General features: G+C 72.5%; 23 protein-coding genes and 1 pseudogene. 8 read left to right on the top strand and 16 right to left on the bottom strand.

The window, feature by feature from the left end:
- Positions 1–56 precede the first annotated feature (56 nt).
- The 3 genes and pseudogenes from ACFC1T_RS34720 to ACFC1T_RS34710 form a co-directional block, all read left to right on the top strand.
- Positions 57–926, top strand: a complete 870-nt coding sequence (locus tag ACFC1T_RS34720; protein ID WP_375895702.1) for a hypothetical protein — start codon at positions 57–59, stop codon at positions 924–926.
- Positions 927–1,267: 341 nt separating this feature from the next.
- Positions 1,268–1,444 (top strand): hypothetical protein, encoded by a 177-nt coding sequence (locus ACFC1T_RS34715; protein WP_375895700.1) that lies wholly within the window; start codon positions 1,268–1,270, stop codon positions 1,442–1,444.
- Positions 1,445–1,477: 33 nt separating this feature from the next.
- Positions 1,478–1,801 (top strand): annotated as a pseudogene (locus tag ACFC1T_RS34710) (transposase); the annotation flags it as partial.
- Here the strand turns inward: ACFC1T_RS34710 and ACFC1T_RS34705 are convergent.
- From ACFC1T_RS34705 to ACFC1T_RS34680, 6 genes are all read right to left on the bottom strand, one after another.
- The gene (locus ACFC1T_RS34705; RefSeq protein WP_375895698.1) at positions 1,782–2,285 is read right to left on the bottom strand and encodes a GNAT family N-acetyltransferase; all 504 of its coding nucleotides are present in this window, start codon (positions 2,283–2,285) and stop codon (positions 1,782–1,784) included. The pseudogene ACFC1T_RS34710 and the gene ACFC1T_RS34705 sit on opposite strands and share 20 nt — an antisense overlap.
- A 45-nt stretch (positions 2,286–2,330) precedes the next feature.
- Positions 2,331–2,633: a hypothetical protein gene (locus tag ACFC1T_RS34700; RefSeq protein WP_375895697.1), complete on the bottom strand. Its 303-nt coding sequence runs from the start codon at positions 2,631–2,633 to the stop codon at positions 2,331–2,333.
- Positions 2,634–3,360: 727 nt separating this feature from the next.
- Positions 3,361–3,825 carry a hypothetical protein gene (locus tag ACFC1T_RS34695; protein ID WP_375895694.1) on the bottom strand — a complete coding sequence of 155 codons (465 nt, stop codon included), beginning with the start codon at positions 3,823–3,825 and terminating at the stop codon, positions 3,361–3,363.
- Positions 3,826–3,880: 55 nt separating this feature from the next.
- Positions 3,881–4,522 (bottom strand): DUF6518 family protein, encoded by a 642-nt coding sequence (locus ACFC1T_RS34690; protein WP_375895691.1) that lies wholly within the window; start codon positions 4,520–4,522, stop codon positions 3,881–3,883.
- Between the two features lie 91 nt (positions 4,523–4,613).
- Entirely contained in the window at positions 4,614–5,078 is a 465-nt protein-coding gene (locus ACFC1T_RS34685; protein ID WP_375895689.1) for a lactococcin 972 family bacteriocin, read from the bottom strand.
- 294 nt (positions 5,079–5,372) lie between these two features.
- Complete coding sequence (locus ACFC1T_RS34680) at positions 5,373–6,296, bottom strand: S41 family peptidase (protein WP_375895686.1); 924 nt, start codon at positions 6,294–6,296, stop codon at positions 5,373–5,375.
- A 57-nt stretch (positions 6,297–6,353) separates the two neighbouring features.
- Between ACFC1T_RS34680 and ACFC1T_RS34675 the strand changes: the two genes are divergently transcribed.
- On the top strand, positions 6,354–6,878 hold the full coding sequence (locus tag ACFC1T_RS34675) for an ArsR/SmtB family transcription factor (protein WP_375895683.1): 525 nt from the start codon (positions 6,354–6,356) through the stop codon (positions 6,876–6,878).
- A 61-nt stretch (positions 6,879–6,939) separates the two neighbouring features.
- Here ACFC1T_RS34675 and ACFC1T_RS34670 read toward each other — a convergent pair whose 3' ends face one another.
- The 6 genes from ACFC1T_RS34670 to ACFC1T_RS34645 all read right to left on the bottom strand — a co-directional run bounded on the left by ACFC1T_RS34670 (position 6,940) and on the right by ACFC1T_RS34645 (position 9,727).
- Complete coding sequence (locus ACFC1T_RS34670; RefSeq protein ID WP_375895680.1) at positions 6,940–7,413, bottom strand: nuclear transport factor 2 family protein; 474 nt, start codon at positions 7,411–7,413, stop codon at positions 6,940–6,942.
- Positions 7,410–7,778, bottom strand: coding sequence for a hypothetical protein (locus tag ACFC1T_RS34665; protein WP_375895678.1), 369 nt, complete (start codon positions 7,776–7,778; stop codon positions 7,410–7,412). Before ACFC1T_RS34665 ends, ACFC1T_RS34670 begins: the two co-directional genes overlap by 4 nt.
- A gap of 157 nt (positions 7,779–7,935) precedes the next feature.
- Positions 7,936–8,166 carry a hypothetical protein gene (locus ACFC1T_RS34660; RefSeq protein ID WP_375895676.1) on the bottom strand — a complete coding sequence of 77 codons (231 nt, stop codon included), beginning with the start codon at positions 8,164–8,166 and terminating at the stop codon, positions 7,936–7,938.
- 54 nt (positions 8,167–8,220) lie between these two features.
- Entirely contained in the window at positions 8,221–8,880 is a 660-nt protein-coding gene (locus tag ACFC1T_RS34655) for a class I SAM-dependent methyltransferase (RefSeq protein WP_375895674.1), read from the bottom strand.
- An 80-nt stretch (positions 8,881–8,960) separates the two neighbouring features.
- Complete coding sequence (locus ACFC1T_RS34650; RefSeq protein WP_375895671.1) at positions 8,961–9,455, bottom strand: hypothetical protein; 495 nt, start codon at positions 9,453–9,455, stop codon at positions 8,961–8,963.
- A gap of 41 nt (positions 9,456–9,496) precedes the next feature.
- Positions 9,497–9,727, bottom strand: coding sequence for a hypothetical protein (locus tag ACFC1T_RS34645; RefSeq protein WP_375895669.1), 231 nt, complete (start codon positions 9,725–9,727; stop codon positions 9,497–9,499).
- A 347-nt stretch (positions 9,728–10,074) separates the two neighbouring features.
- On the opposite strand from ACFC1T_RS34645, the gene ACFC1T_RS34640 reads away from it, so the two are divergent.
- The 3 genes from ACFC1T_RS34640 (at position 10,075) to ACFC1T_RS34630 (ending at position 12,189) form a co-directional block, all read left to right on the top strand.
- Entirely contained in the window at positions 10,075–10,554 is a 480-nt protein-coding gene (locus ACFC1T_RS34640) for a hypothetical protein (protein WP_375895667.1), read from the top strand.
- Between the two features lie 245 nt (positions 10,555–10,799).
- The gene (locus ACFC1T_RS34635) at positions 10,800–11,306 is read left to right on the top strand and encodes a hypothetical protein (protein WP_375895665.1); all 507 of its coding nucleotides are present in this window, start codon (positions 10,800–10,802) and stop codon (positions 11,304–11,306) included.
- Positions 11,296–12,189 carry a pentapeptide repeat-containing protein gene (locus tag ACFC1T_RS34630; RefSeq protein ID WP_375895662.1) on the top strand — a complete coding sequence of 298 codons (894 nt, stop codon included), beginning with the start codon at positions 11,296–11,298 and terminating at the stop codon, positions 12,187–12,189. Before ACFC1T_RS34635 ends, ACFC1T_RS34630 begins: the two co-directional genes overlap by 11 nt.
- Positions 12,190–12,258: 69 nt before the next feature.
- Here the strand turns inward: ACFC1T_RS34630 and ACFC1T_RS34625 are convergent, their stop codons facing one another.
- The 3 genes from ACFC1T_RS34625 to ACFC1T_RS34615 form a co-directional block, all read right to left on the bottom strand.
- Positions 12,259–14,478, bottom strand: a complete 2,220-nt coding sequence (locus ACFC1T_RS34625; protein ID WP_375895660.1) for an acyltransferase family protein — start codon at positions 14,476–14,478, stop codon at positions 12,259–12,261.
- Between the two features lie 173 nt (positions 14,479–14,651).
- Entirely contained in the window at positions 14,652–16,418 is a 1,767-nt protein-coding gene (locus ACFC1T_RS34620; protein WP_375895657.1) for a glycosyltransferase family 2 protein, read from the bottom strand.
- A 254-nt stretch (positions 16,419–16,672) separates the two neighbouring features.
- Positions 16,673–17,221: a GNAT family N-acetyltransferase gene (locus ACFC1T_RS34615; protein WP_375895654.1), complete on the bottom strand. Its 549-nt coding sequence runs from the start codon at positions 17,219–17,221 to the stop codon at positions 16,673–16,675.
- A 210-nt stretch (positions 17,222–17,431) separates the two neighbouring features.
- Here ACFC1T_RS34615 and ACFC1T_RS34610 point away from each other — a divergent pair, with 210 nt between their 5' ends.
- Positions 17,432–18,340, top strand: coding sequence for a lysozyme (locus tag ACFC1T_RS34610; RefSeq protein ID WP_375895652.1), 909 nt, complete (start codon positions 17,432–17,434; stop codon positions 18,338–18,340).
- Between the two features lie 114 nt (positions 18,341–18,454).
- Here the strand turns inward: ACFC1T_RS34610 and ACFC1T_RS34605 are convergent, their stop codons facing one another.
- Positions 18,455–18,814 carry a hypothetical protein gene (locus tag ACFC1T_RS34605; RefSeq protein WP_375895650.1) on the bottom strand — a complete coding sequence of 120 codons (360 nt, stop codon included), beginning with the start codon at positions 18,812–18,814 and terminating at the stop codon, positions 18,455–18,457.
- Between the last annotated feature and the right edge of the window lie 165 nt (positions 18,815–18,979).

Here is an 18,979-nt window from a genome sequence, read left to right as displayed (position 1 = left end):
GACTGACGAGCGGAAAAGGGATGGCCGGTAGCTCCCGGCCCGGCCATTCTGACCCCATGGGAGACAGAGCCAACGTCATCGTGGTCCGCGAGAACGGCACACATGAGCTGTACCGGACCGGGTGGGCGGTCGGAATCGACCTCGACCTGTTGGACGGGCCGGCCGCGGTACTCGCCATGCTTCCCGAACTCCGCCAGGACGGCTGGTGGTTGGACGACACCGTCGCCCAGGGTGGGGTGCTGCTCGACCTCGGCCGAAAGGTGCTCCTGTTCTTCGCCCGGGAGGGCCCGAGCACTGAGCTCCGTCACCGCGCGGCCATCTTCGAGCTGATCCGAGTGGCGTGGCCGGGCTGGGAGGTCCGTTGGCTGTACGACGGCGCGGCCGAACTGCGCGCCTACGTCGGGCTGGATCCGGAGTACGTCCGGTGCCGCGATGCGGACCTGACCCTGGCCCCGTTCCTCGCTCCCGAGGCGGAGGATCTGGCCTGGCCCGACCCGGGCGGTGTGGTGGTCACCGTTGGCGCCGGTGGCTGCCACGTCGCCTCTGAGGCTTTCGTCCACCCCGTCCGTGAGGGAGAGTCGCTGCTCGACCGACTGGCAGATGCCCCGGAGCACGGAGCCTGCCGCCTGCATGTCAACTCCGGCATCCACCTCGACCCGGAGCGCCGCCGCTTGGGCTGGTGGTCCCTCTCCTCCACCCCAGAGGCCTACCGGGTGCCGGAGTTGTGGCCGGGCTGGACGGTGGAGTTCTGGAGGGACGACTGGGAACGGCACCGCCGCGCCTGCAGCCGCTTCTACCCGGCGCCGTTCGACACCGGAGCGGAAGCCCGGGCCGCAGTCCTCGCCGAGGCCGGGGAGCGCCGGGCCACCCGGGCCCGCCACCGCGCCCAGCCCACCCCCCTGCGGGCCGCACCGCCTCGGGCCTGACCTCCGACAGCCGGCCGACATCACGGATTCAAGGCCAGCAGCCACCCCCGCCCGACACAGGAAGTCGACCCACCTGACTTCCTGTGCACCCCCACACCCACCCCGCCACCGGCGAACCGACCACCTCGCCCACGACACCTCCGCCGTCCCCGAGCACTCCGGCAGGACTTCTACGTTCTGCCCGTCCGGAGCATCGCGACGGCGAGCGGCCGCCCGCAGTCGCACTGTCGCTTGTAGACGCTGCACGGTGGCAGCTGGCCTTTGAGGGCCTGATGGACCGGATTACGGGCCGGTTCATGCGGGTCGAACCCCGTCGCCGGGTAAGGCGGTTGATACTCCGGATGCTCGCGGGCCTGCCTCGCGAGAACTGCTGGACGATCGCCGAGTGGGCCGGTGAGGCGACTCCGAACGGCATGCAGCACATGCTCAACCGTGCCGAGTGGGACGCCGACGCGGTTCGCGACGACCTGCGCGAATACGTGGTCGAGAACTGCACGACGATCGAGCGGTGCTCGTAGCGGACGAGACCGGAGACATGAAGAAGGGCAAGCCACACCGTCGGCGTCCAACGGCAGTACACCGGCACCGCAGGCCGGATCGAGAACTCCCAGGTCGCCGTCTACCTGGTTACGCAAGCCGGCGCGGACACGCTGCAGTGGACCGCGAGTTCTACATTCCGCATTCCGCGCTCGTGGACCGATCAGCCCGACCAGTGCCGGGCGGCCGGGCTCGCCCCGAACACCGAGTTCGCCACCAAGCCCGATCCCGTGCCAGCCACCACTGCCGTCAAACCGCCCGCTATGCCTGAACACACGCGCTCAGGTGAGCGTGAAGCCCCAGGGGCGCGCCCCCGCTTCACGGCAACGGGCGTGTGAGCCATACCGCTTCACCGCTGTCGTCCGTGGAAACGTGATCCCGCTCGAACCCGAGCTTCTCAAGGACACGGAACGACGGTGTGTTCCACGCCCCGATGGTCGCCCAGAGCCGTTTCCGCCCGGTCGCAATAGCGGCATCGAGCACCGCGCTGGCCGCCTCGGTGGCGTAGCCACGTCCATGCGCACGCTGGAACAGCTCATACGCGATCTCAGGCTCCTCTACGGTGGAGCGGCCGATGATCAACCCGCAGTAGCCGATGAAGTCGCCTTCGTCACGGCGCTGGATGGGCAACAGGGCGATCCCCGTGGTCTCCGTTGCGGTGAGCAGCTTCGCGATGGCCGTCCGGGTGTGCTCAACCGTGGGCGTCCACTTGCCGCGTTCGGAGAGGAGGGCACGGAACTCAGCGGTGTCCGACTCGGCCCACGGCCGCAGTATCAGCCTCTCGGTCTCAAGGTGGAACGAGATCGTCTCGTATGTGGACATGCCCCTACGCTGCCCCGCGGATCGTCACGAACTACAGAGGGAGTACTAGTGAAGTCCGAACTCCGCGCAGACGGCCGCAAAGGCTTCTGCCGGGTCGGACGTCTCCGTGCGGGTGACGCCTTCGACGATGAACGGCGCCCGGCCGTGCGGACCCGAATCGACCTGGACGCAGCTGGAGTCGATGCTGAGGAAGTACACGTTGTCGTCGTCGCCGGGATGGGTCACCTGCAGCCGTTCGACCGTGAGACCGGGCAGAAGGCGGCGGGCGCCGCCGAGAACAGCGTCCAGCGGTCCACCGCTACGGTCCGCCGTCCCCCACAGTCTGCCCTTGGTCAACGGTTCGCTCATACGGTGCATCATCCAACGCTTCACGTGCGCTCACAGCAGGAACGAGCCCTGGACTTGTCCTTTGACTGCTCTTAGCGGTTCGTCGGAGCCTGGTGCCCTTCTTGTGGTGGGCGGGCCGGTTCCCCCCGCCGCTGGGCAGCCTCTCGACGGATGGCGGGAAATCGTCCGGCGCTTGGCGTCTCCGCGGCCGTAGGCGTCAAGTCCTCTCCCTCTTGGTTGAGTTCAGGATCACGCGGAGGCCGTACCGCAGCCTCAGGAACACTCGGACGAGTGGGCGATCAACGCCCCGCCGCCCGTCGTGACCGCTCGATTCGAGCGAGGGAACCGATCCCCACCACGGTGAGAGCAACGACACCGAGTTGCTTGACCGTGTCTTCCCAGAGCAGGTCGATCATCCACTGAACTATGCCGTGCGTTTCATTCACAGGAGTGATCGTATGCAGAGCTTGAGTGCGTTCTTGCTGGTGACAGCCAGATCGCGGCAACGATCTGGTGTCATTTGAACGCGGTGGCCGTGCGGCGCCCCCGGAAGTGCCCGACAACTGATCACCGGGCCGGCCCGCCTGTTCGAAGCTGGACGTTGAACGACAATCCCGGAGGTTGAAGAACAAGCTTGGGGCGCGTCCCGCAATTGATCTTTGAGTGGTTACAGCCGCGCGGGCCCAGCCCCGTGAATAGGCCTGTCCAGGACGGCTGCGACGCCGTGACCACACCAACCATCCCGAGATCATGGCCGTGGTGTGGTCGGGTCCTCGGGTCTGTCCACGGCCAGGAGACGGAGGTCACCGCTCCAGCTCTCGCAGCGGACGCTGCCCGATGGGAAGTCCAGCTCAAGCGCCACACGCCCTGTTGCCGGCTTCCACTCCTGCCGGACTTCGAGCACCGCCTCGCCGAGGTGGGCCGCGAACGGGGTCTCGTCGCCTACGGGCAGAACGTCGATCCGACCCCAGTCGCCCATGTCGAACCCGTCCTCAGGCCCGGAGGACTCGACCATGAGGCACCAGTCCGTGCCGCTGGCAATGTTGGTGGACCCGTTTCGATCGTCGATCAGCCACACCTCGACCGGGCCGTCGCCAGGGTGTCCGTCGTGAATGTGCCACGACGCCAGCACCCCGACGAGCCGGCTACCGACCAAGGACGAGGGGTCGATGCCGGGTCCGTGCAACGGGCAGGCCGGGTTCAAGAGCTCCACCCGGGGACCGTACCGCGACCGTCAACGCCCCCTCACCTACCTGAACGGGGCAGCCTTAGACGATCGCATTCCTGTCGCTGCGCGTTCTCCAGTGGCGCACCGAGGCGATCGTCAGGATGACCGTCGCTGCGGCGATCGAGATGGCCAGGGTTGCCGTCCAGGTGGCTCTGCTGGCCGGGGGCGAGAACGCGGCGGAGAGGCTGAGCCGGCGTGCGCTTTCGATGATGACCAGCACGGGAACGGCCATTCGGGCAGGAAGGTCGCGCAGTTGTCGGCTGCGGGCCGTGTTTCCTGCGGCGCCGAGAAGCGGGCCGAGGACTGTCGCCGCCGAGCACCACACTGTGAAATGGTCGCAGACCTCGGCCCAGGAGATGTGGATGTCCGTCCCCATGGGGTCGGTGTTGAGGTCGAAGGTCCGATAGCCACCTTGGAGAACCTTGACGAGGTAGTAGGCCAGGACTCCGGTGATCAGGGCCAGTGGCGCCATGATCGCGGCCTTGAGCCTTGTGGCCTGTGAAAGGCCGACGAAGAAGGCCAGCGCGACCCAGGAACATCCGGTGCTCGCAATGATGTGAACGGCCTGGACGGCGTGATTGTCGACGCCGATGAGCAGAGGGCCGAGGCAACCAAGAGAGGCACCGGCGGCCGGTCCGGCGACGTACGGATGAATTCGGAATCTGGGCCATTTCGCGGCCACTCGGCACCTCACGGTATGTCCGATACTTGCAGGTCAATCGAAGCCGGAGCCCGTCGGCAGGGCTCCAACCGTCGAGCCGGCCCCGTGGGCCCTAGTCCTTACCCCAGTAGAAGCTGCAGCCCCGCGCCCAGCCTCCCTTGACGGCGGCCTTCGCCCACTCCTTGGGGCCCTTCTGGTCCCTGTCGGTCACGTCGTCCATGACGACGGTTGCGTGGTGCTCCTGCTCCCCGTGGATGTACTGGGAGTAGCACTTCTTGAGGGCCCCGTCGCGCACCGTGCCGAAGTTCCAGGTGCCGCCCCCCACATTCCTGGTCTCCAGGACGGGCGACGCGTCCTCGTCGTCGGGCTGGAGCGTGACCCCGCCCCATTCATCGGGGGCGGGCCCCAGCTCGGCGGGCCACTCGGTGACCTCGGAGACCGCGCCCGCGGTCGGCGCCGGATTCGCCGTGGGTGATGCCGCACCGGCGGGTACGCAGAGAACGCCCAGGGAGAGCGCCACCCCTGCGATACCGGCGGCTTTTGCCCGGTTGCTGCGCCATATCGTCTTGACTGCCATTGTTCCCGTTCCTTGGTCCGCATCGCGGCTGCGAATATCCAGCTCCGCGAACTGAATTGCCATCAGCTCGAAGGCGGTGCCAAGCTAGCAGCGTGAAAGATCGTTGACGATCTCTGCTGAAGACTCCTTAAGCTTCACGGCCGGTGGCCCGCGCCACGCGTGGGGGCTGTACGGCCGCACGCTCTGGCTCGACGACACCCGGCTACGGCGGTTGTCTGCACGAGGAGTTCGGTGCCGAGCCGACCGTCCTCACCTTCCGGGACGGCACCTTCGAGCCGTTGAGGCTCTGATCCCCTACGCGAGGCGCGCCACGGCCAGGGCCAGCGCGCGGTCCAGCGCCGTCGAGGGGTCGCACGGGACGTCGGGCCGGACGCCGGTGCCCTCCCAGTTGGTGCCCGAGACCGGGTTGAGGGCGCGGGCGACGGGCACGCTGAGCTCCAGGTGGGGGTGCACCGTCCAGCCCTCGCGCGGGTGCGCGCCGCCCCGGGTGGCCTCCCCGACGGTCTCGGCGCGGCCCAACTGCTGCAGGTCGTAGGCGAGTTCCTCGCCCGCCGAGAAGGTGTTCCCGCTCGTGAGCACGTACAGCGGCTTGCTGCCGCCGAAGCGGGCGCCGGGCACGAACGGGGGTGTCCAGGACTGCTCGGCCACCGCGCCCTGCCGCGAGAGCAGGGTGTTGAGGTGCGTGCGGCGGTCGAGCAGGTAGCCGCAGACGAAGGCGACCGTGTCCGGATCGCCGCCGGTGTTGCGGCGCAGGTCCAGGACGAGGGCGCGGGCGGGGGCCACCAGCGAGAGCGCCGCGGCCAGCGGCTGGGCCGCCCAGTCCAGCGGGAACATCTTGGGCCCGATCTCCAGGACGGCGACGCCGCCGTCGAGGAGCTCAACCCGCGGCACGCCGCCCAGAGAGGCGTCGAAGTCCCGCCGCATCGCGGCGAGTACGGCCGCGCCGCGCTCCGGCGGCACCGGCACGGCGTGGTACTTGAGGGCCAGGTGCAGGTCGCCGTTGACGGACCGCAGGTCGGCGGTGACCGCGTCGGCCAACTCCTCGACGTCCAGGAACCGGTAGCGGCCATCGGCGTTGCGGCGGCGCAGCAGGTCCGCCAACTGCTCGGCGGCGTCCGGGAAGACGTAGTTCTCGCCGACCAGGTCGGCGATCGACTCGACGACGGCGACGGCGTCCAGCGGCGCGGGCAGTGACGGGGTGGAAGGTGTGGAGGTCATGGGAGGGAGTAGACCAGCGGCTTGCCAAAGCGTCAACCGTACTTAACGCTTGATCGGGTGAGCCACCAACCGGATGAAGACGAAGGCGACAGCGAGGACGTGCAGCGGATCACCACGCCGCTCCAGCACTCCGCACTCGCCCACCCCATGCGCCAGCGCCTGCTGTTCGCCCTGAGCACCCGGCCGTCGACGATCAGCCGGCTCGCCGCGCAGCTGGGGGCGAACAAGGGCAGCGTCTCCCACCACCTCCGGGTGCTGGGCGAGGCGGGGCTGGTCCAGGACGCGGGAACGCGACGGGTGCGCGGCGGCACCGAGAAGTACTACCGGCGGACCGCCGAACGCCTCCTCGTCGCCGAGCCCCGGGCCGAGGGCACGGCCGCGCTGTTCGGGGCCGTCGCCCAGGAGCTGGACCGCTCGCCCGTCGACCACCTCATGACGCTGCGCCACCTACGGCTCAGCCCCGCCAAGGCGGCGAAGCTGGCCGAGGCGCTGGCCGCGCTGGTCGACGAGGCCGAGGAGGACCCGGAGGGCGAGCCGGTGCACGGCCTCCTGGTGACGCTCTACCAGCAGGCCGGGGCGTAGCGGGTGAGGACGTAGCGAGTGAGGACGTGGCAGGTGAGGAGGTAGCAGGTGGCGGTGGCGGCTACCCCTGGTCGGCCGCCGGTCGCAGATGGCGGCTGACGTCCCCGACCAGGGTGATCCGGACCCGGCGTGCCGCGAACCGCCAGGCACCATCGCGGTGTTCGAAGCGGTCGTGGTAGCGGCCGGCGGCGATGGGCTGGAGCGGAAGTCCGGGGAGGGCCTGGAGGACGGTGACGTAGGAGCGTGCCGTCGCCGTGCCCGCCGCCGGGTCGACGTCGACGGCGAGGTTGGTGGTGACGTGCTGGGTGCGCGGGGTGCCGTCCTCGTAGCGGATCACCGTTTCGCGGAACATCCGCTCGATCTCCGCGCGCCCGCGCAGGGGCTCGCCGCTGCCCGTGAAGACGGCGTCGGCGAGGAGCTCCCCGAGCCCCGCGAAGTCCCCGTCGTCGACCAGTTCGGCGTAGCGGGCGATCAGGTTCTCGACGGCGCGGTGGGCGGCGGCCTGGTCCCCGGCCGGGTGGTTCGTCATGGTCATCGCTCTCGGTGCTCGGCTGCTTCTCGCGGTACGTAAGGTTCGTGCGGCTCGTGGCGGACCGCGGAGTGGCGCAGCTGGAACGGCGAGCCGGCGGCGGTGGGCGTCCAGCCCTGCGACCGGGCGGCCCGGATCCCGGCGGCGACCTCGCCCGGCAGGACGACCTCGGCGGGCACCAGCCGGGGTACGGAGGTCTCCGGCCGTCCGGTCTCCACGACGAGGGTCGTACCGGGTCGGGCCGCGTCCTCCACCACGTAGCCGAGGGTGCCGGCCTCGTAGTCGCAGCACCAGTGCTTCCTGCTCATCCGCCAGCGGTACTCGACGCCGTCGACGACGATGCGACGGGACCCCTTCTTCCCCAGTGCCACGTGCTGCCCTTCCCCCTACCGGTTCGCGTACGTCGCCAGTCTCGCCGCCCGCCGCGCGCGTGTCACCGGGTTTGCCTCGGGGCCCGGTCCCGGCAAGCAGGCCCGTAGCAGGCAGGCCCGGCCGACGGACCCGGCCGACGACCCCGGCAGAGCGGCCCTAGCCGAAGTGCCCCCAGCGGACGGCGATGATCAGCAGCACTCCGGCCGCGGTGAAGGCCGTCCCGGCGACGACCGTCCGGGCGACCGGGTGCCGGAAGCGGGGGATCTGCGCCGCGACCAGCCAGATCCCGCCGAACACCAGGAGCAGGCCGGCGACCTCGGCGAGGATCAGGCCCGTGTGGTGCGCGAGAGCGAGGCTCGCGGGCGCGGGCGCGGGAGCAGGGCTCATGTCCGGATCGTCGCGCTCCCGGGGGCCGGTGTCAAAGCGGCGGCGGGGCCGCTGTCAGAGCGGCGGGGGCGGGGGCCGGTGGCCGCGCTGGAAGACCAGTTCGGTCCAGGTCACGTCCGTACGGGCGTGCAGGTCGGACCGCTCGCCCTGGTGGAGGAGGTGGAGGCCGTGGGCTTCCGCCTGGGCGGTGGTGTGGTCGGGCGGGAGGTCGAACATGCGGCGGCCGGGCGGGACGGGGCCGTGGCGCAGGGTGAGGGCGAGGCGGGCGCCGGGGGCGAGGAGGCGGGCCACGGCCTGCAGGGCGGGCGGGCGTTCGGCGGGGGTGAGGTGCATCCACACGGCGGTGATCAGGACGAGGTCGTACTGCTCGCCCCGGGCGGTCAGCTCGGGCAGGTCGGGCAGGGCGTCGGCGATCCAGCGGATGCCCGCGCGGGGGTGCAGGCGGGCACCGACGGCGCGTAGTTCGGGGGTCGGTTCGACGGCGGTGACCCGGTGGCCGAGGGCGGCGAGGGCGGCCGCGTCACGGCCGGTGCCGGCGCCGATGTCGAGGACGGCGGCGGGCGCGGCCGGGTAGAGGTGCAGCAGGGAGCGGTGGACCTCGGCGAAGTCCACGCTCTCGTACTGGACGGCGAGTTGTTCCGCTGCCTCGCCGTAGCCGACCGTCCCCGGCGGGCGCTCCGAGTCGGCGGGGCGTATCGGTTCGGCAGGGCGCATCGGTTCGGCAGGGCGCATCGATTCGGCGGATCGCATCGGTTCGGCGGATCGCATCGGTTCGGCGGATCGCATTCGGCTCCTCATTCGGATTCCCGGACGACGACGGCGTCCCCCGCGGCGGCCGCGCCGGCGAAGAAGTCCCGCAGGTCGCGCAGGTCGTTGACGACGCGGGCGGCCCAGGATTCGGACCAGGGCGGTTCGGAGTCGAGCTGGGCGACCCGCCGGGCGAGCACCGTGTCCTGCTGGCGGACGAGTTCGCCGAGCGCCGAGTCGCGCAGGAAGGTGAAGGCGGCGGCGACCTGGTCGGGCCGCAGCACCGGCATCCCGGCCCCGGTGTCACGGCGGGTGCCGCCGTAGACGGGGAGCCGGGCGGCCGGGTCGGGGTGGAGGCCGTTCTCGGTGAGGGCGAGTTCCATCAGGACGGCGGTCCGCCGTACGCCGAGGGCGAGTCCGGCGGCGACCAGCCGGTCGTACCGGACGTCGCGGCTCCGGGGCACGAGTTCGCCGAGTTCCTCGGGCGAACAGGCGTCCACGGCCTGGCCTGGCAGGCGGCGCCAGAAGTGATCCACGCTCACCCGGAAAGCGTAGCGAACCCGACGGCCGGGCGATCAGTGGCTCAGGCTTCGCCGGGGTGCCAACTCGGCCATTCCCAGGGGTGGTCGGCCCAGTGCACCTTGACGGGGTCGTGCGGGTCGAGGTCGGGGAAGAGCTGGTGGATGCGGGGTTCGAACTCCTCGGGGGCGAGGGGTTCCCAGCCGCGGCCTTCGAGGTGGACGAGGCGGTAGCGGCTGTCGGTCCGGAACTCGGCCACCTCGACCAGGTGTGCGGACGTGCTGTTGGTCTCCATGACCCCCAGCATGTGGGTCGGCGGCAATCAGCGCCCGTCCAGACCCCTCTTCCGGGTCATGTCCCGTGGTCGGCGCGCTCGTTGAGCACGGAAAGGTACGGCGGGGGCGGCGCTGGAAGGACGAGCACATGACTGGGCAGCCCACCGGAGGACAGTGGCAGTGGCCGTCGAACGCCTGGCAGCCACCTCCCGTCCCCCTCCCGATCCCGTCGCAGGCGGAGCCGTTCCGGGCGCAGCCCTCGTCGGCGGGCCCCTCGCAGGCCGGACCCCCGCAGGCCGGGCCCCCGCAGGCGGGTCCGCCGCCCGGCGGCACGCCTCCGCCGTCGCACCGGTCGCGGAGGGCCCGGGTGGTGGCGGCCGGCGGGACGCTGGTGGTGCTGGCCGCGTTGCTGGTGATGTGCGGTCCGGGGTCGGGTGACGACGTCCGGGTGGTGGCCCTGCCGGAGGCCTCGCCGTCGGCCACGCCGTCCGGCCTGTTGCCGCTCGCTCCGCCGGCCGGCACGCCCTCACCGTCCCCCGGCCCCTCCCCCGCGCCGGGGGGCGCCCCGGCCCTACCGGGCGGTGACCCGGCCACGGCCACGGCGGCGGCAGCTCCGGGCAGCGGGGCGGACCAGAGCGGCGCCCCGCACGCCTCGGCCTCGCCGCACTCCAAGGGGGGTCGCAGCCCGCGGCCGAGCCCGTCCGGCCGCCCGGCACCGAACGCGGGCCCGGGGGCGCCGGGGCTGCCCTCGCTCGGTCAGGGGACGATCTGCGACCAGGCGGAGCGGATGGGCCGCTGGCCGGCCGGTTCCGAGCAGGCCCGGCTCTGCCGCGGCGTCTACGGCTGACCGGAACCCGACGCCCGCACGTCCACCCACCCTCACGTCCACCCTCACGTCCCCACGCACCCACCCACACCCGCACGAGCGCATTACCACGGCAGGCCCGCGCCCGCCTCCGGAACGCCGGTAGTTCCCGAGGATCGGTGCCCTGCGGGGTGGCGGGCCCGGCAGTGCACGGCCCGGTGCACCAGCATGGTCGGCGAGAGGGCCGTCGGGAATCAACGGTGCGGTGGGTGCGAGGAGTTGCTCGGATGCAGATGTTGGCTGCATGCCTGTGGGGGCTCGGTGGTGCGGCTGCCATCGAGGCGTGGACCCTCCACGAGCGGATCAACTCCGTGGGCGGCTTCCCGTGGACGTACCGGGGGCAGATGAAGCTGGCTCCGTACGTGGTGGCGGTGGCGATCCGGCTGAGCGTCGGGGTGATCGTGACGGCGGCGTCCACCGCCTCGAACCAGGTGGCGGGACCGGTGGGGGCGTTGGCGATCGGCATCGCGGCGCCGCAGATCCTGCAGCAGATGTTCGCGCGCGGCCCGTCGCGCGCGGACCTCCCCTCGCCACCACGGGGGGCCGAGCCGAGGTCCGGGCCAGGCTCCGGGCCGGGCTCCGAGCCGAGGTCCGGGCCCCGGCCCGGACCGTTCCGGACCCCGATCGTGCCCCGGGTGGACGGCAGGGTGAACGACAGCGTGAACGGCAGACTGGACGGCAGGTACGGCCCCGCCGACGGGGCCGACCAGCGGAGGAGGCGTCGTGGCCGGTGATTCCGTACGGGACGGACGGGGGTCGGCGGCCGGCCGGGCCCAGGAGCCGCCGGGCGAGGGCTTCCGGACCTGGCTGCGGGCCGCCCTGGCCTTCGAGCCGCTCCGGGTGCCCGGCCCGGGCGCGGTGCTCCACAACGCCGAGCTGGCCGGCGCCGACCTGTCCGGGGCCGACCTGCGGGCGGCGGACCTGACGGGCGCGAGCCTGGCCGGCGCGCGGCTCCACGACGTGGACCTGAGCTCGGCGATCATGACCGACATCAACCTCTGCCAGGCCGAACTGTGGCGCGCCGACCTGTCGGACGCGACGCTGGACGACGCGAACCTGTACGCCGCCGACCTGTCCGGCGCCAACCTGGTGCGGGCCCAGCTCTTCAACGCCCACCTGGCGGGCGCCCGGCTCCGCGACACCCGGCTGCCGGAGTCCGACCTGCGCTACGCCCTGCTCACCGGCGCCGCCATGGACGGGGCGGACCTGCGCCGGGCCCAGCTGTGCGGGGCGGTGCTGGCCGGGGCGACGCTGCGCGGCGGCGCCCTGGCCAGGGCCGACCTGAGCCAGGCGTACATCACCTCGGCGGACCTCACCGGCGCCGACCTGTCCCGCGCGACCCTGGAGCACGCCTGCCTCGCGGCCGCCGTCCTGGTCGACGGGGACTTCTCGGGCGCCGGCCTGGCCCACGCCGATCTGACCGACGCGGACCTGACCGGCGCCCGGCTGGACGGCGCCGATCTGATCGGCGTCAGCTGGTCGCTGCGGACGGAGTGGCCCGCCCACCTCTACATGGACATCCGCAGCCGCTCCGAGGAGGTGGGACCGGGGGTGTTCCGGATCGTCGGGGCGGACTCCCGCCTGGGGGAGCTGCCCCGCGAGCCGGTGCTGACCTGAGCCCGCGGGGCAGTGCTGACCTGAGCCCGCAGGGCAGTGCGGGGCAGTGCACCTCCCCCCGCCCCACCCTCACGGCGCGCCCAGCACCCCCTTGTCGATCCGCGGCGCCAGCACCCGGGCGAGGGTGTCCGTGATGTGCCCGGTGTCCCGGTAGAGCACCACGCCCTCCAGCACGGCCGGGCAGCTCGCCCCGCTGCCCGGGCAGAGCAGCGGCCCGAGGTCGAGGGTGCGCACGCCGTAGCGGGCCGCGAGGCCGCCGTCGAGCATCGGGTCGGGCTCGAAGGCGGTGTCGCGGGGGAAGAAGCAGGCGTCGGAGCGGCCGTCGGAGGCGGCCAGGCAGGTGGGGATGTCCTTGCCCGGCATCGGGGTGTCGCCGAGGTAGGCGAGCGGGGCGCCGAGCGCGGTGAGGCGGTCGAGGGTGCGGGTCCAGCCCTCGCTGCGTTCCTCCTGGCTGCCGTAGCGGGGGAGGCCGGCCCTCAGGACCAGCCGGGGCTTGGGCCCGGAGGTGAGCCGGGTGAGGGTGTTCTCGCGCCAGCGGTCGCACTCGTCGAAGGTGCGGCCGAGGACGTTGTTGCGCACGGTCAGGGTGGCCAGCGGGCAGCCGGGCTTGACCAGCACCTCCAGGGCCCAGTGCCGCTGCTCGGCGAGGGCGAGCCCGGCGGAGATCCACTGCCCGGCGTGCGAGTCGCCGAGCAGCACGATCCGGTCGGGGCTGTCCTGGTTGCCGAAGAGGCAGCGGGGGCTGCTGTCGGCGTTGAGCGGGATCTCGCAGCCCTTGCCGGGCGGGAAGTCCTCCCGGGCGCGGGCGAGCGAGGGGGTGAGGCCGAGCACCCGGGCGCCGGGGGCGAGCAGGGCGGGCCCGTCCACGGCTCCGGCGGGGGCGACGGTCGCGGTGTCCGCGGTGCCGCCGAGCGCGCGGACGGTGCCGCCGCCGAGGGTGAGCGCGGCGATCAGCGGGATGACGAGCGCGCTGGCGCCGACGGCGAGGCCCCGCCGGGGCGCCGGGGTGCTGCCGTACCGCAGGGGCTGTTCGACGAGCCGCAGGGTGAGCCAGGCGGGCAGCGCGCTGGCGGCGGTCAGGGCGAGCAGCACCGGCCAGGTCAGCTGGCCGTACCGGGCCTGGGCGATGGTCAGCACCGGCCAGTGCCACAGGTACCAGGCGTACGAGAGGCGTCCGGCGGCGCGCAGCGGTCGGCTGGCGAGGACACCGCCGACGATCCGGTCGGCGGGGGCGGCGAGCAGCAGGGCCGCGGTGCCGAGGACGGGCAGCAGGGCGGCCGCGCCGGGGAAGGGGGTGGTGCGGTCGTACAGGAAGACCGAAGCGAGCACGGCCGCCAGGCCGGCCCAGCCGACCAGCCGCAGCACCCGGGTCACCGCCCGCCCGGAGCTGCGCCCACCGACGGGGGCGGGGACGAGGTCACGACCGGCGGTACGGCCCGCGGTACGGGCGGCGAGGGCGCTGCCCAGCAGGGCGGCGCAGGCTCCGGCGGCGAACTCCCAGAGCCGGCTGCCGGTGGAGAAGTAGGCGAGCGGCGCCGAGGTCGCCGTCCAGCGCAGGCAGAGCGCCAGCGAGGCCCCGCCGACGGCCAGGGTGGCGAGGGTGATCGCCAGGGTCCGGCGGCGCCCGTGCAGGTAGCGGGCGAGGCCGAGCAGCAGGACGCCCCAGAGCAGGTAGAACTGGTTCTCCACGCCGAGGGACCAGAAGTGCTGGAGCGGGCTGGGGTCGTGTTCGGCGGCGAGGTAGTCGGTCTGCTGGCCGACGAAGCGCCAGTTGGCGAACTGGCCGGCGGAGGCGATCAGGTCGTGGGCGAGGTCGGTGCCGCGCAGCGGGTCGAGCAGCGCGCCGCCGGCGGCGGCGGTCGCGACCAGGACGGTGGCGGCGGCGGGCAGGATGCGGCGGGCGCGGCGGGCGGCGAAGTCCCACAGGCCGATCGGGCGGCCGGTGAGCAGACCGGTGATCAGGAAGCCGGAGATGACGAAGAAGACGTCGACGCCGACGAAGCCGCCGGTCGGGCCGGGGACGGCCGCGTGGTAGGCCAGGACGGAGAGCACGGCGATGCCGCGCAGTCCCTCGATGTCGGGACGGAAGGCGGCACGGCGGCGGGGCTCACCCGTCGACGCGACGGTGTCGGAGGCGGTGCCGGTGCCGGAGGCGGAATCGGAGTCGGACGGAGAGGCGGAGGTCGAGGTGGTTCCGGCGGCAGCGGCCTGCCGGTCCACCCGGACGACTCCGGGCAGCAGTTCGTCCGAGGACGCGGACGACGTCGGTGGTGGTACGGCCGTTGACACGGCGGTGCTCCTTGCTGGGCTGGCAGCGGTGGTCGGGCCCGCCGGGCCGATGGGGCGGCCGGGCGGCGGGGGTCCGCGCCGGTGGGGCGACGCGCAAGGAAACGCAACGGGGAAGAGCAGAGGGACCAGGCGGAGGGAACCGGGCGCAGGACCCGGGTGAAGGACCCGGGCGGTCAGAAGATCAGCGGGTCGGCCCAGCCGGAGGCGAGCACCCCGCAGAGCAGCAGCACGGCGGTGACGGCGACGGCTTCCGCCCGGCCGAAGCCGAGGTCGGGTCCGAGTCCGGTGCGGCGCCGCGCCGGTGCGGCGACCTCTCCGACGGCGGCGCCCTTGCCGCCGTCCGCGGCCCGCGCGGCCCGGCCCGTGCCGAGCAGCGGCCACAGCGACCTGATCAGCGGGATCATGGTGTACGCGGTGAGCCCGAGCAGCGCGGCGAGCGCCCAGAAGGGCCGCCAGCCGTACTCCAGCCCGGCGCGCACCAGGCCGGCCGCGCCCGCGAGGATGACGAGGCCGAGCCAGCCGACGCCGAGTCGGGCGACGCTGCGGGCCAGGGCGGTTCCGCCGGAGACGGCGCCGGTGGGCACCCAGTCGGCGGAGCGGCGGCGCAGCGCGTGCGCGATGGCGATCACGTGGCAGAGCCCGCCCAGGAGTTGGACCCGGGTGACCTCGAAGCGCCAGCGGGTGCGGGACATCGCGGGCAGCAGCACCAGGGCGACCCAGATCGGCGGCAGGAAGGGCAGGACCTGCCAGGGCTGGATCTCCTCGGGGGCGAAGAACAGCATGATCAGCGCGGGCAGCGGCACGGCGAACACGTTCACCGCGCTGGTGACGTAGCCGAGGATGCCGTTCCAGAAGCACAGCCGGGCCGAGCGGGGGAGCGGGCCGCTGCGGAAGTCCGGGTCGCGGACGAGGGCGAGCGAGCCGAGGCACCAGCGGTACTGCTGGCTGATGAAGGCGGGCAGGCCGGTGGGCGACATGCCCTTGGCGACCAGCGCGGGGACGTACCGGGTGCTCCAGCCGGCCCGGGCGAGGGCGAGGCCGGTGTAGAGGTCCTCGCTGTGGTCGATCTCGGCGAAGCCGCCGATCCGTTGCAGGGCGGCGCGTCGGTAGAGCGCGTTGGTGCCGCAGCAGACGGTGCCGTCCTGGGCGTCCCGGGAGGGCTGGATCCAGCGGTAGAAGATCTCCTGGGTCGCTCCGGCGGCGCGTTCGAGCCAGGACATGTCGGCGTCCGTGTCGAAGCACTGCGGGCTCTGCACGATGCCGACCTCGGGGTTGTCGAGGTAGGGCACCAGGTGGTGCAGGAAGTCGGGGCGGGGGCAGAAGTCGGCGTCGAGGACGGCGATGACCTCGCCGGTGCCCTCGGCCAGGCCGTGGTTGAGGTTGCCGGCCTTCTTGAAGCGGCCGCGGTCGGGGCGGGCGCGGTACTGGAAGCCGTAGGAGCGGGCGAGTTCGCGCACCTCGGGGCGGTCGGCGTCGTCGAGGACCAGCACGGTCAGTTCACCGGGCCACTGGACGGCGGCGGTGTGCCGGTAGGCGTTGTCGAGGACGGCGAGCGGTTCGCCGGCGGTGGGCAGCAGCAGGTCCACGCTCGGGTGGCGGGCGGGGCTCCAGGCGCGCAGCAGCAGGTCGTGCGAGTCGCGGGTGAAGCGGCGGGCCCGCTGGCCGTCGGTGAGCGAGAGCAGCCAGGTGGCGGCGTTGAGCACGGTGAGCACCAGGAACGGCCAGAGCAGCGGCTTGCTGAGGGCGAACAGGCCGAGGGTGGCGGTGGCTCCCGCGTAGGAGAGGGTGGCGCAGAGCAGCACCCAGCGGCGCTGCGGGCCGAAGTACCAGTAGAGCTCCTGGTCGTCGGGCGGGCTGGGGAGTCGGAGGTCGGGGTCCGCGGGCGTCCGGCGCGGACCGGTCTCGGGTGCGGACATGGCGGTGCCATGGAGTACGGGCATGCGGAAATGGCCCCCCTGGGCATCGGACGGAACTTCGCCGTACGTCCTCAGCCTCTCACATTGGTCTGGACCAATCATGAACGAGGTATGACATCTCCGCATCGCCCCAGCTCAGCGACTTGACGTTGCATCAGTAGGACGACAGACCATCAAACGATCAACAAATCGCCCCTCGCCGTGCCCTCACCCGAGCCCTCGCCGACCCCTCTCCCGAACCCGCCCCGAACCCTCCGACGAACCCGCCCCGCGCGCCCCTACAGCTCCTTGATCAGCTGCTCGAACCGGAGGTCCGGACGGCGCGGGACGCCGAAGCGCTCGTCGCCGTACGGGAACGGGCTGTACACGCCGGTACGGCGGAAGCCGCGGCGCTCGTACCAGGCGATCAGCTCCGCGCGCTGCTCGATGACGGTCATCTCCATCGTGCCGACCCCCCACTCCTCGCCGGCCAGTCGCTCGGCCTCGGCGAGCACCAGCCGCCCGATCCCGCCGCCCTGGAGGCCCGGGCGCACCGAGAACATGCCGAAGTACGCCCGCTCGCCCCGCCGTTCCAGCTGGCAGCAGGCCAGCAGCTCACCGTCGCGCTCGGCCAGCAGCACCAGTCCCTCGGCGTGGCCGACGGCCTCCGCCACCCCTTCGGCGTCGGTGCGCTGCCCGCCCAGCAGGTCCGCCTCGGTGGTCCAGCCGGCCTTGCTGGCCTCACCCCGGTAGGCGGACTCGACCAGCTCGACCAGCGCCGGGACGTCGGCGGGCGTCGCGGGGCGGAAGGTCGGTTCACCGGCGGTCCTGGCGGCGGTCTCGGGCATGGCGCTACCTCGTTCTCGTGACGGTCGGCGTTCTGGTGAATGTCGACTTTTATGCATCGTGCCACATCGCCCCCCTGCCCCGGGCGCACGGACCTGGCGCAGCTGGCGGGTACATGGCTAACCTGCTCCCCGGTCGGTCCAACCACCGGCCGCAGCAGGCCCGTTGGGCCATTCGCACCGGAACCAGATACCGGAACCAGAGGAGTGTCCATGCCCCGCTCTTCCCGCTCCGCCCGCCCCACCGGTACCACCGGAAGACCCACGACCCGCCGTCGGCTCCCCGTACTGGCCGCACTCGCCGCCGCGACCGCCCTGGTCACCGGCGTCACCGCGCCCGCCTACGCGGCCGACCCCGCCCCTCTCACCCCCGCCGGCCCCACCCCCACCCCCGAGGCCCGCCCGGCCTTCCACCCCGACCGCGACTTCGCCGGCTCCACCGTCGCCGCCCACGAGGGCCGCACCGGTGCGTCGCCGCTGCCCGCCCTCGCCGCCACTCAGACCCCCGGACTGGACGTCGCCAGCTACCAGGGCAACGTCGACTGGTCCACGGCGGCGGCCAACGGCGCCCAGTTCGCCTACGTCAAGGCCACCGAGGGCACCAGCTACACCAACCCGTACTTCGCCCAGCAGTACAACGGCTCGTACAACGCCGGACTGATCCGCGGCGCCTACCACTTCGCGCTGCCGAACAACTCCTCCGGCTCCGCCCAGGCCAACTGGTTCGTCGACCACGGCGGCGGCTGGTCCGCCGACGGCGCGACCCTGCCGCCCGCCCTCGACATCGAGTACAACCCGTACGGTGCCAGCTGCTACGGCCTCGGCCAGAGCGCCATGGTCAGCTGGATCCGGGACTTCTCCACCACCGTCCGCAACCGCACCGGGCGCTACCCCACCCTCTACACCACGACCAACTGGTGGGCGAGTTGCACCGGCAACTACGGCGGCTTCGGCGCCACCAACCCGCTCTGGATCGCCCGCTACTCCTCCACCGCCGGCACCCTGCCGAACGGCTGGGGCTACCAGACCTTCTGGCAGTACGCCGACTCCGGCACCTTCCCCGGTGACCAGGACCTCTTCAACGGCGCCGCCGACCGGCTGAGCGCTCTCGCCCTGGGCTGACCGGGAACACCGCTGCTCCCCGCACCGGACCGACGGCGCGGGGAGCAGCGGGCCCTACCGGGGCGGCCCTGCCAGGGCGGGCCTGCCAGGGCGGCGGGCCGGACGACGCCGGGCTCAGCGGTCGGTGAGCTCCGGCGCGAACACCGTGCCCAGCGGCTCCGGCCCCACGTACTGCTGGCAGTTGCACTGCCGCGGCTCGTAGCTCACCGGGCGCCGGTCGGCGTCCCAGCCGGTGGGCGCCTCGACCACCTCGTGGCAGCGGCCCTGCTTGTCGTGCTTGGCCAGGTGGTGGGTGCAGCCGCAGACCGGCTCCGGCGGGCGGCCGGCCGCCTCCAGGGCGACCCGCTGCCGCTCCTTCGCCTCCAGCACCTCCAGCTTGCGCTGGTGGCGGTTCTTCAGCGCCCTGCGGGCGAAATCCGAGCCGCCGTAGATCACCATCGGCAGCAGCCACCAGAGGTCCCACAACCGGTCCATCGACATCCCCCCGAGTGACGCGTTCTCCGAGCCCCCAGCATACGACTGACCAGCGGGAACGGGACCCTCCGGATGCTCTTATGGATGTCAAGCAGCGATGGTGAGCTGCTCGGTGGTGGTGCTCGGTGTGCTGGGCGTGGTCAGGACTCGGTAGATCTCTCGGGC

The organism is Kitasatospora sp. NPDC056076 (genome assembly GCF_042266305.1).
GTDB lineage: Bacteria > Actinomycetota > Actinomycetes > Streptomycetales > Streptomycetaceae > Kitasatospora.
The sequence above is the reverse complement of the archived record's forward strand: the minus strand, read 5'-3'. Positions and strand labels throughout refer to the sequence as shown.

What these genes read in the sequence shown, in the direction of transcription:
- ACFC1T_RS34720 (WP_375895702.1), top strand. Translation starts at nt 57, where the DNA reads ATGGGAGACAGAGCCAACGTCATCGTGGTCCGCGAGAACGGCACACAT.
- ACFC1T_RS34715 (WP_375895700.1), top strand. Translation starts at nt 1,268, where the DNA reads ATGCTCGCGGGCCTGCCTCGCGAGAACTGCTGGACGATCGCCGAGTGG.
- ACFC1T_RS34705 (WP_375895698.1), bottom strand. Translation starts at nt 2,285, where the DNA reads ATGTCCACATACGAGACGATCTCGTTCCACCTTGAGACCGAGAGGCTG.
- ACFC1T_RS34700 (WP_375895697.1), bottom strand. Translation starts at nt 2,633, where the DNA reads ATGAGCGAACCGTTGACCAAGGGCAGACTGTGGGGGACGGCGGACCGT.
- ACFC1T_RS34685 (WP_375895689.1), bottom strand. Translation starts at nt 5,078, where the DNA reads ATGGCAGTCAAGACGATATGGCGCAGCAACCGGGCAAAAGCCGCCGGT.
- ACFC1T_RS34680 (WP_375895686.1), bottom strand. Translation starts at nt 6,296, where the DNA reads ATGACCTCCACACCTTCCACCCCGTCACTGCCCGCGCCGCTGGACGCC.
- ACFC1T_RS34670 (WP_375895680.1), bottom strand. Translation starts at nt 7,413, where the DNA reads ATGACCATGACGAACCACCCGGCCGGGGACCAGGCCGCCGCCCACCGC.
- ACFC1T_RS34660 (WP_375895676.1), bottom strand. Translation starts at nt 8,166, where the DNA reads ATGAGCCCTGCTCCCGCGCCCGCGCCCGCGAGCCTCGCTCTCGCGCAC.
- ACFC1T_RS34655 (WP_375895674.1), bottom strand. Translation starts at nt 8,880, where the DNA reads ATGCGCCCTGCCGAACCGATACGCCCCGCCGACTCGGAGCGCCCGCCG.
- ACFC1T_RS34645 (WP_375895669.1), bottom strand. Translation starts at nt 9,727, where the DNA reads ATGGAGACCAACAGCACGTCCGCACACCTGGTCGAGGTGGCCGAGTTC.
- ACFC1T_RS34635 (WP_375895665.1), top strand. Translation starts at nt 10,800, where the DNA reads ATGCAGATGTTGGCTGCATGCCTGTGGGGGCTCGGTGGTGCGGCTGCC.
- ACFC1T_RS34620 (WP_375895657.1), bottom strand. Translation starts at nt 16,418, where the DNA reads ATGCCCGTACTCCATGGCACCGCCATGTCCGCACCCGAGACCGGTCCG.
- ACFC1T_RS34615 (WP_375895654.1), bottom strand. Translation starts at nt 17,221, where the DNA reads ATGCCCGAGACCGCCGCCAGGACCGCCGGTGAACCGACCTTCCGCCCC.
- ACFC1T_RS34610 (WP_375895652.1), top strand. Translation starts at nt 17,432, where the DNA reads ATGCCCCGCTCTTCCCGCTCCGCCCGCCCCACCGGTACCACCGGAAGA.
- ACFC1T_RS34605 (WP_375895650.1), bottom strand. Translation starts at nt 18,814, where the DNA reads ATGGACCGGTTGTGGGACCTCTGGTGGCTGCTGCCGATGGTGATCTAC.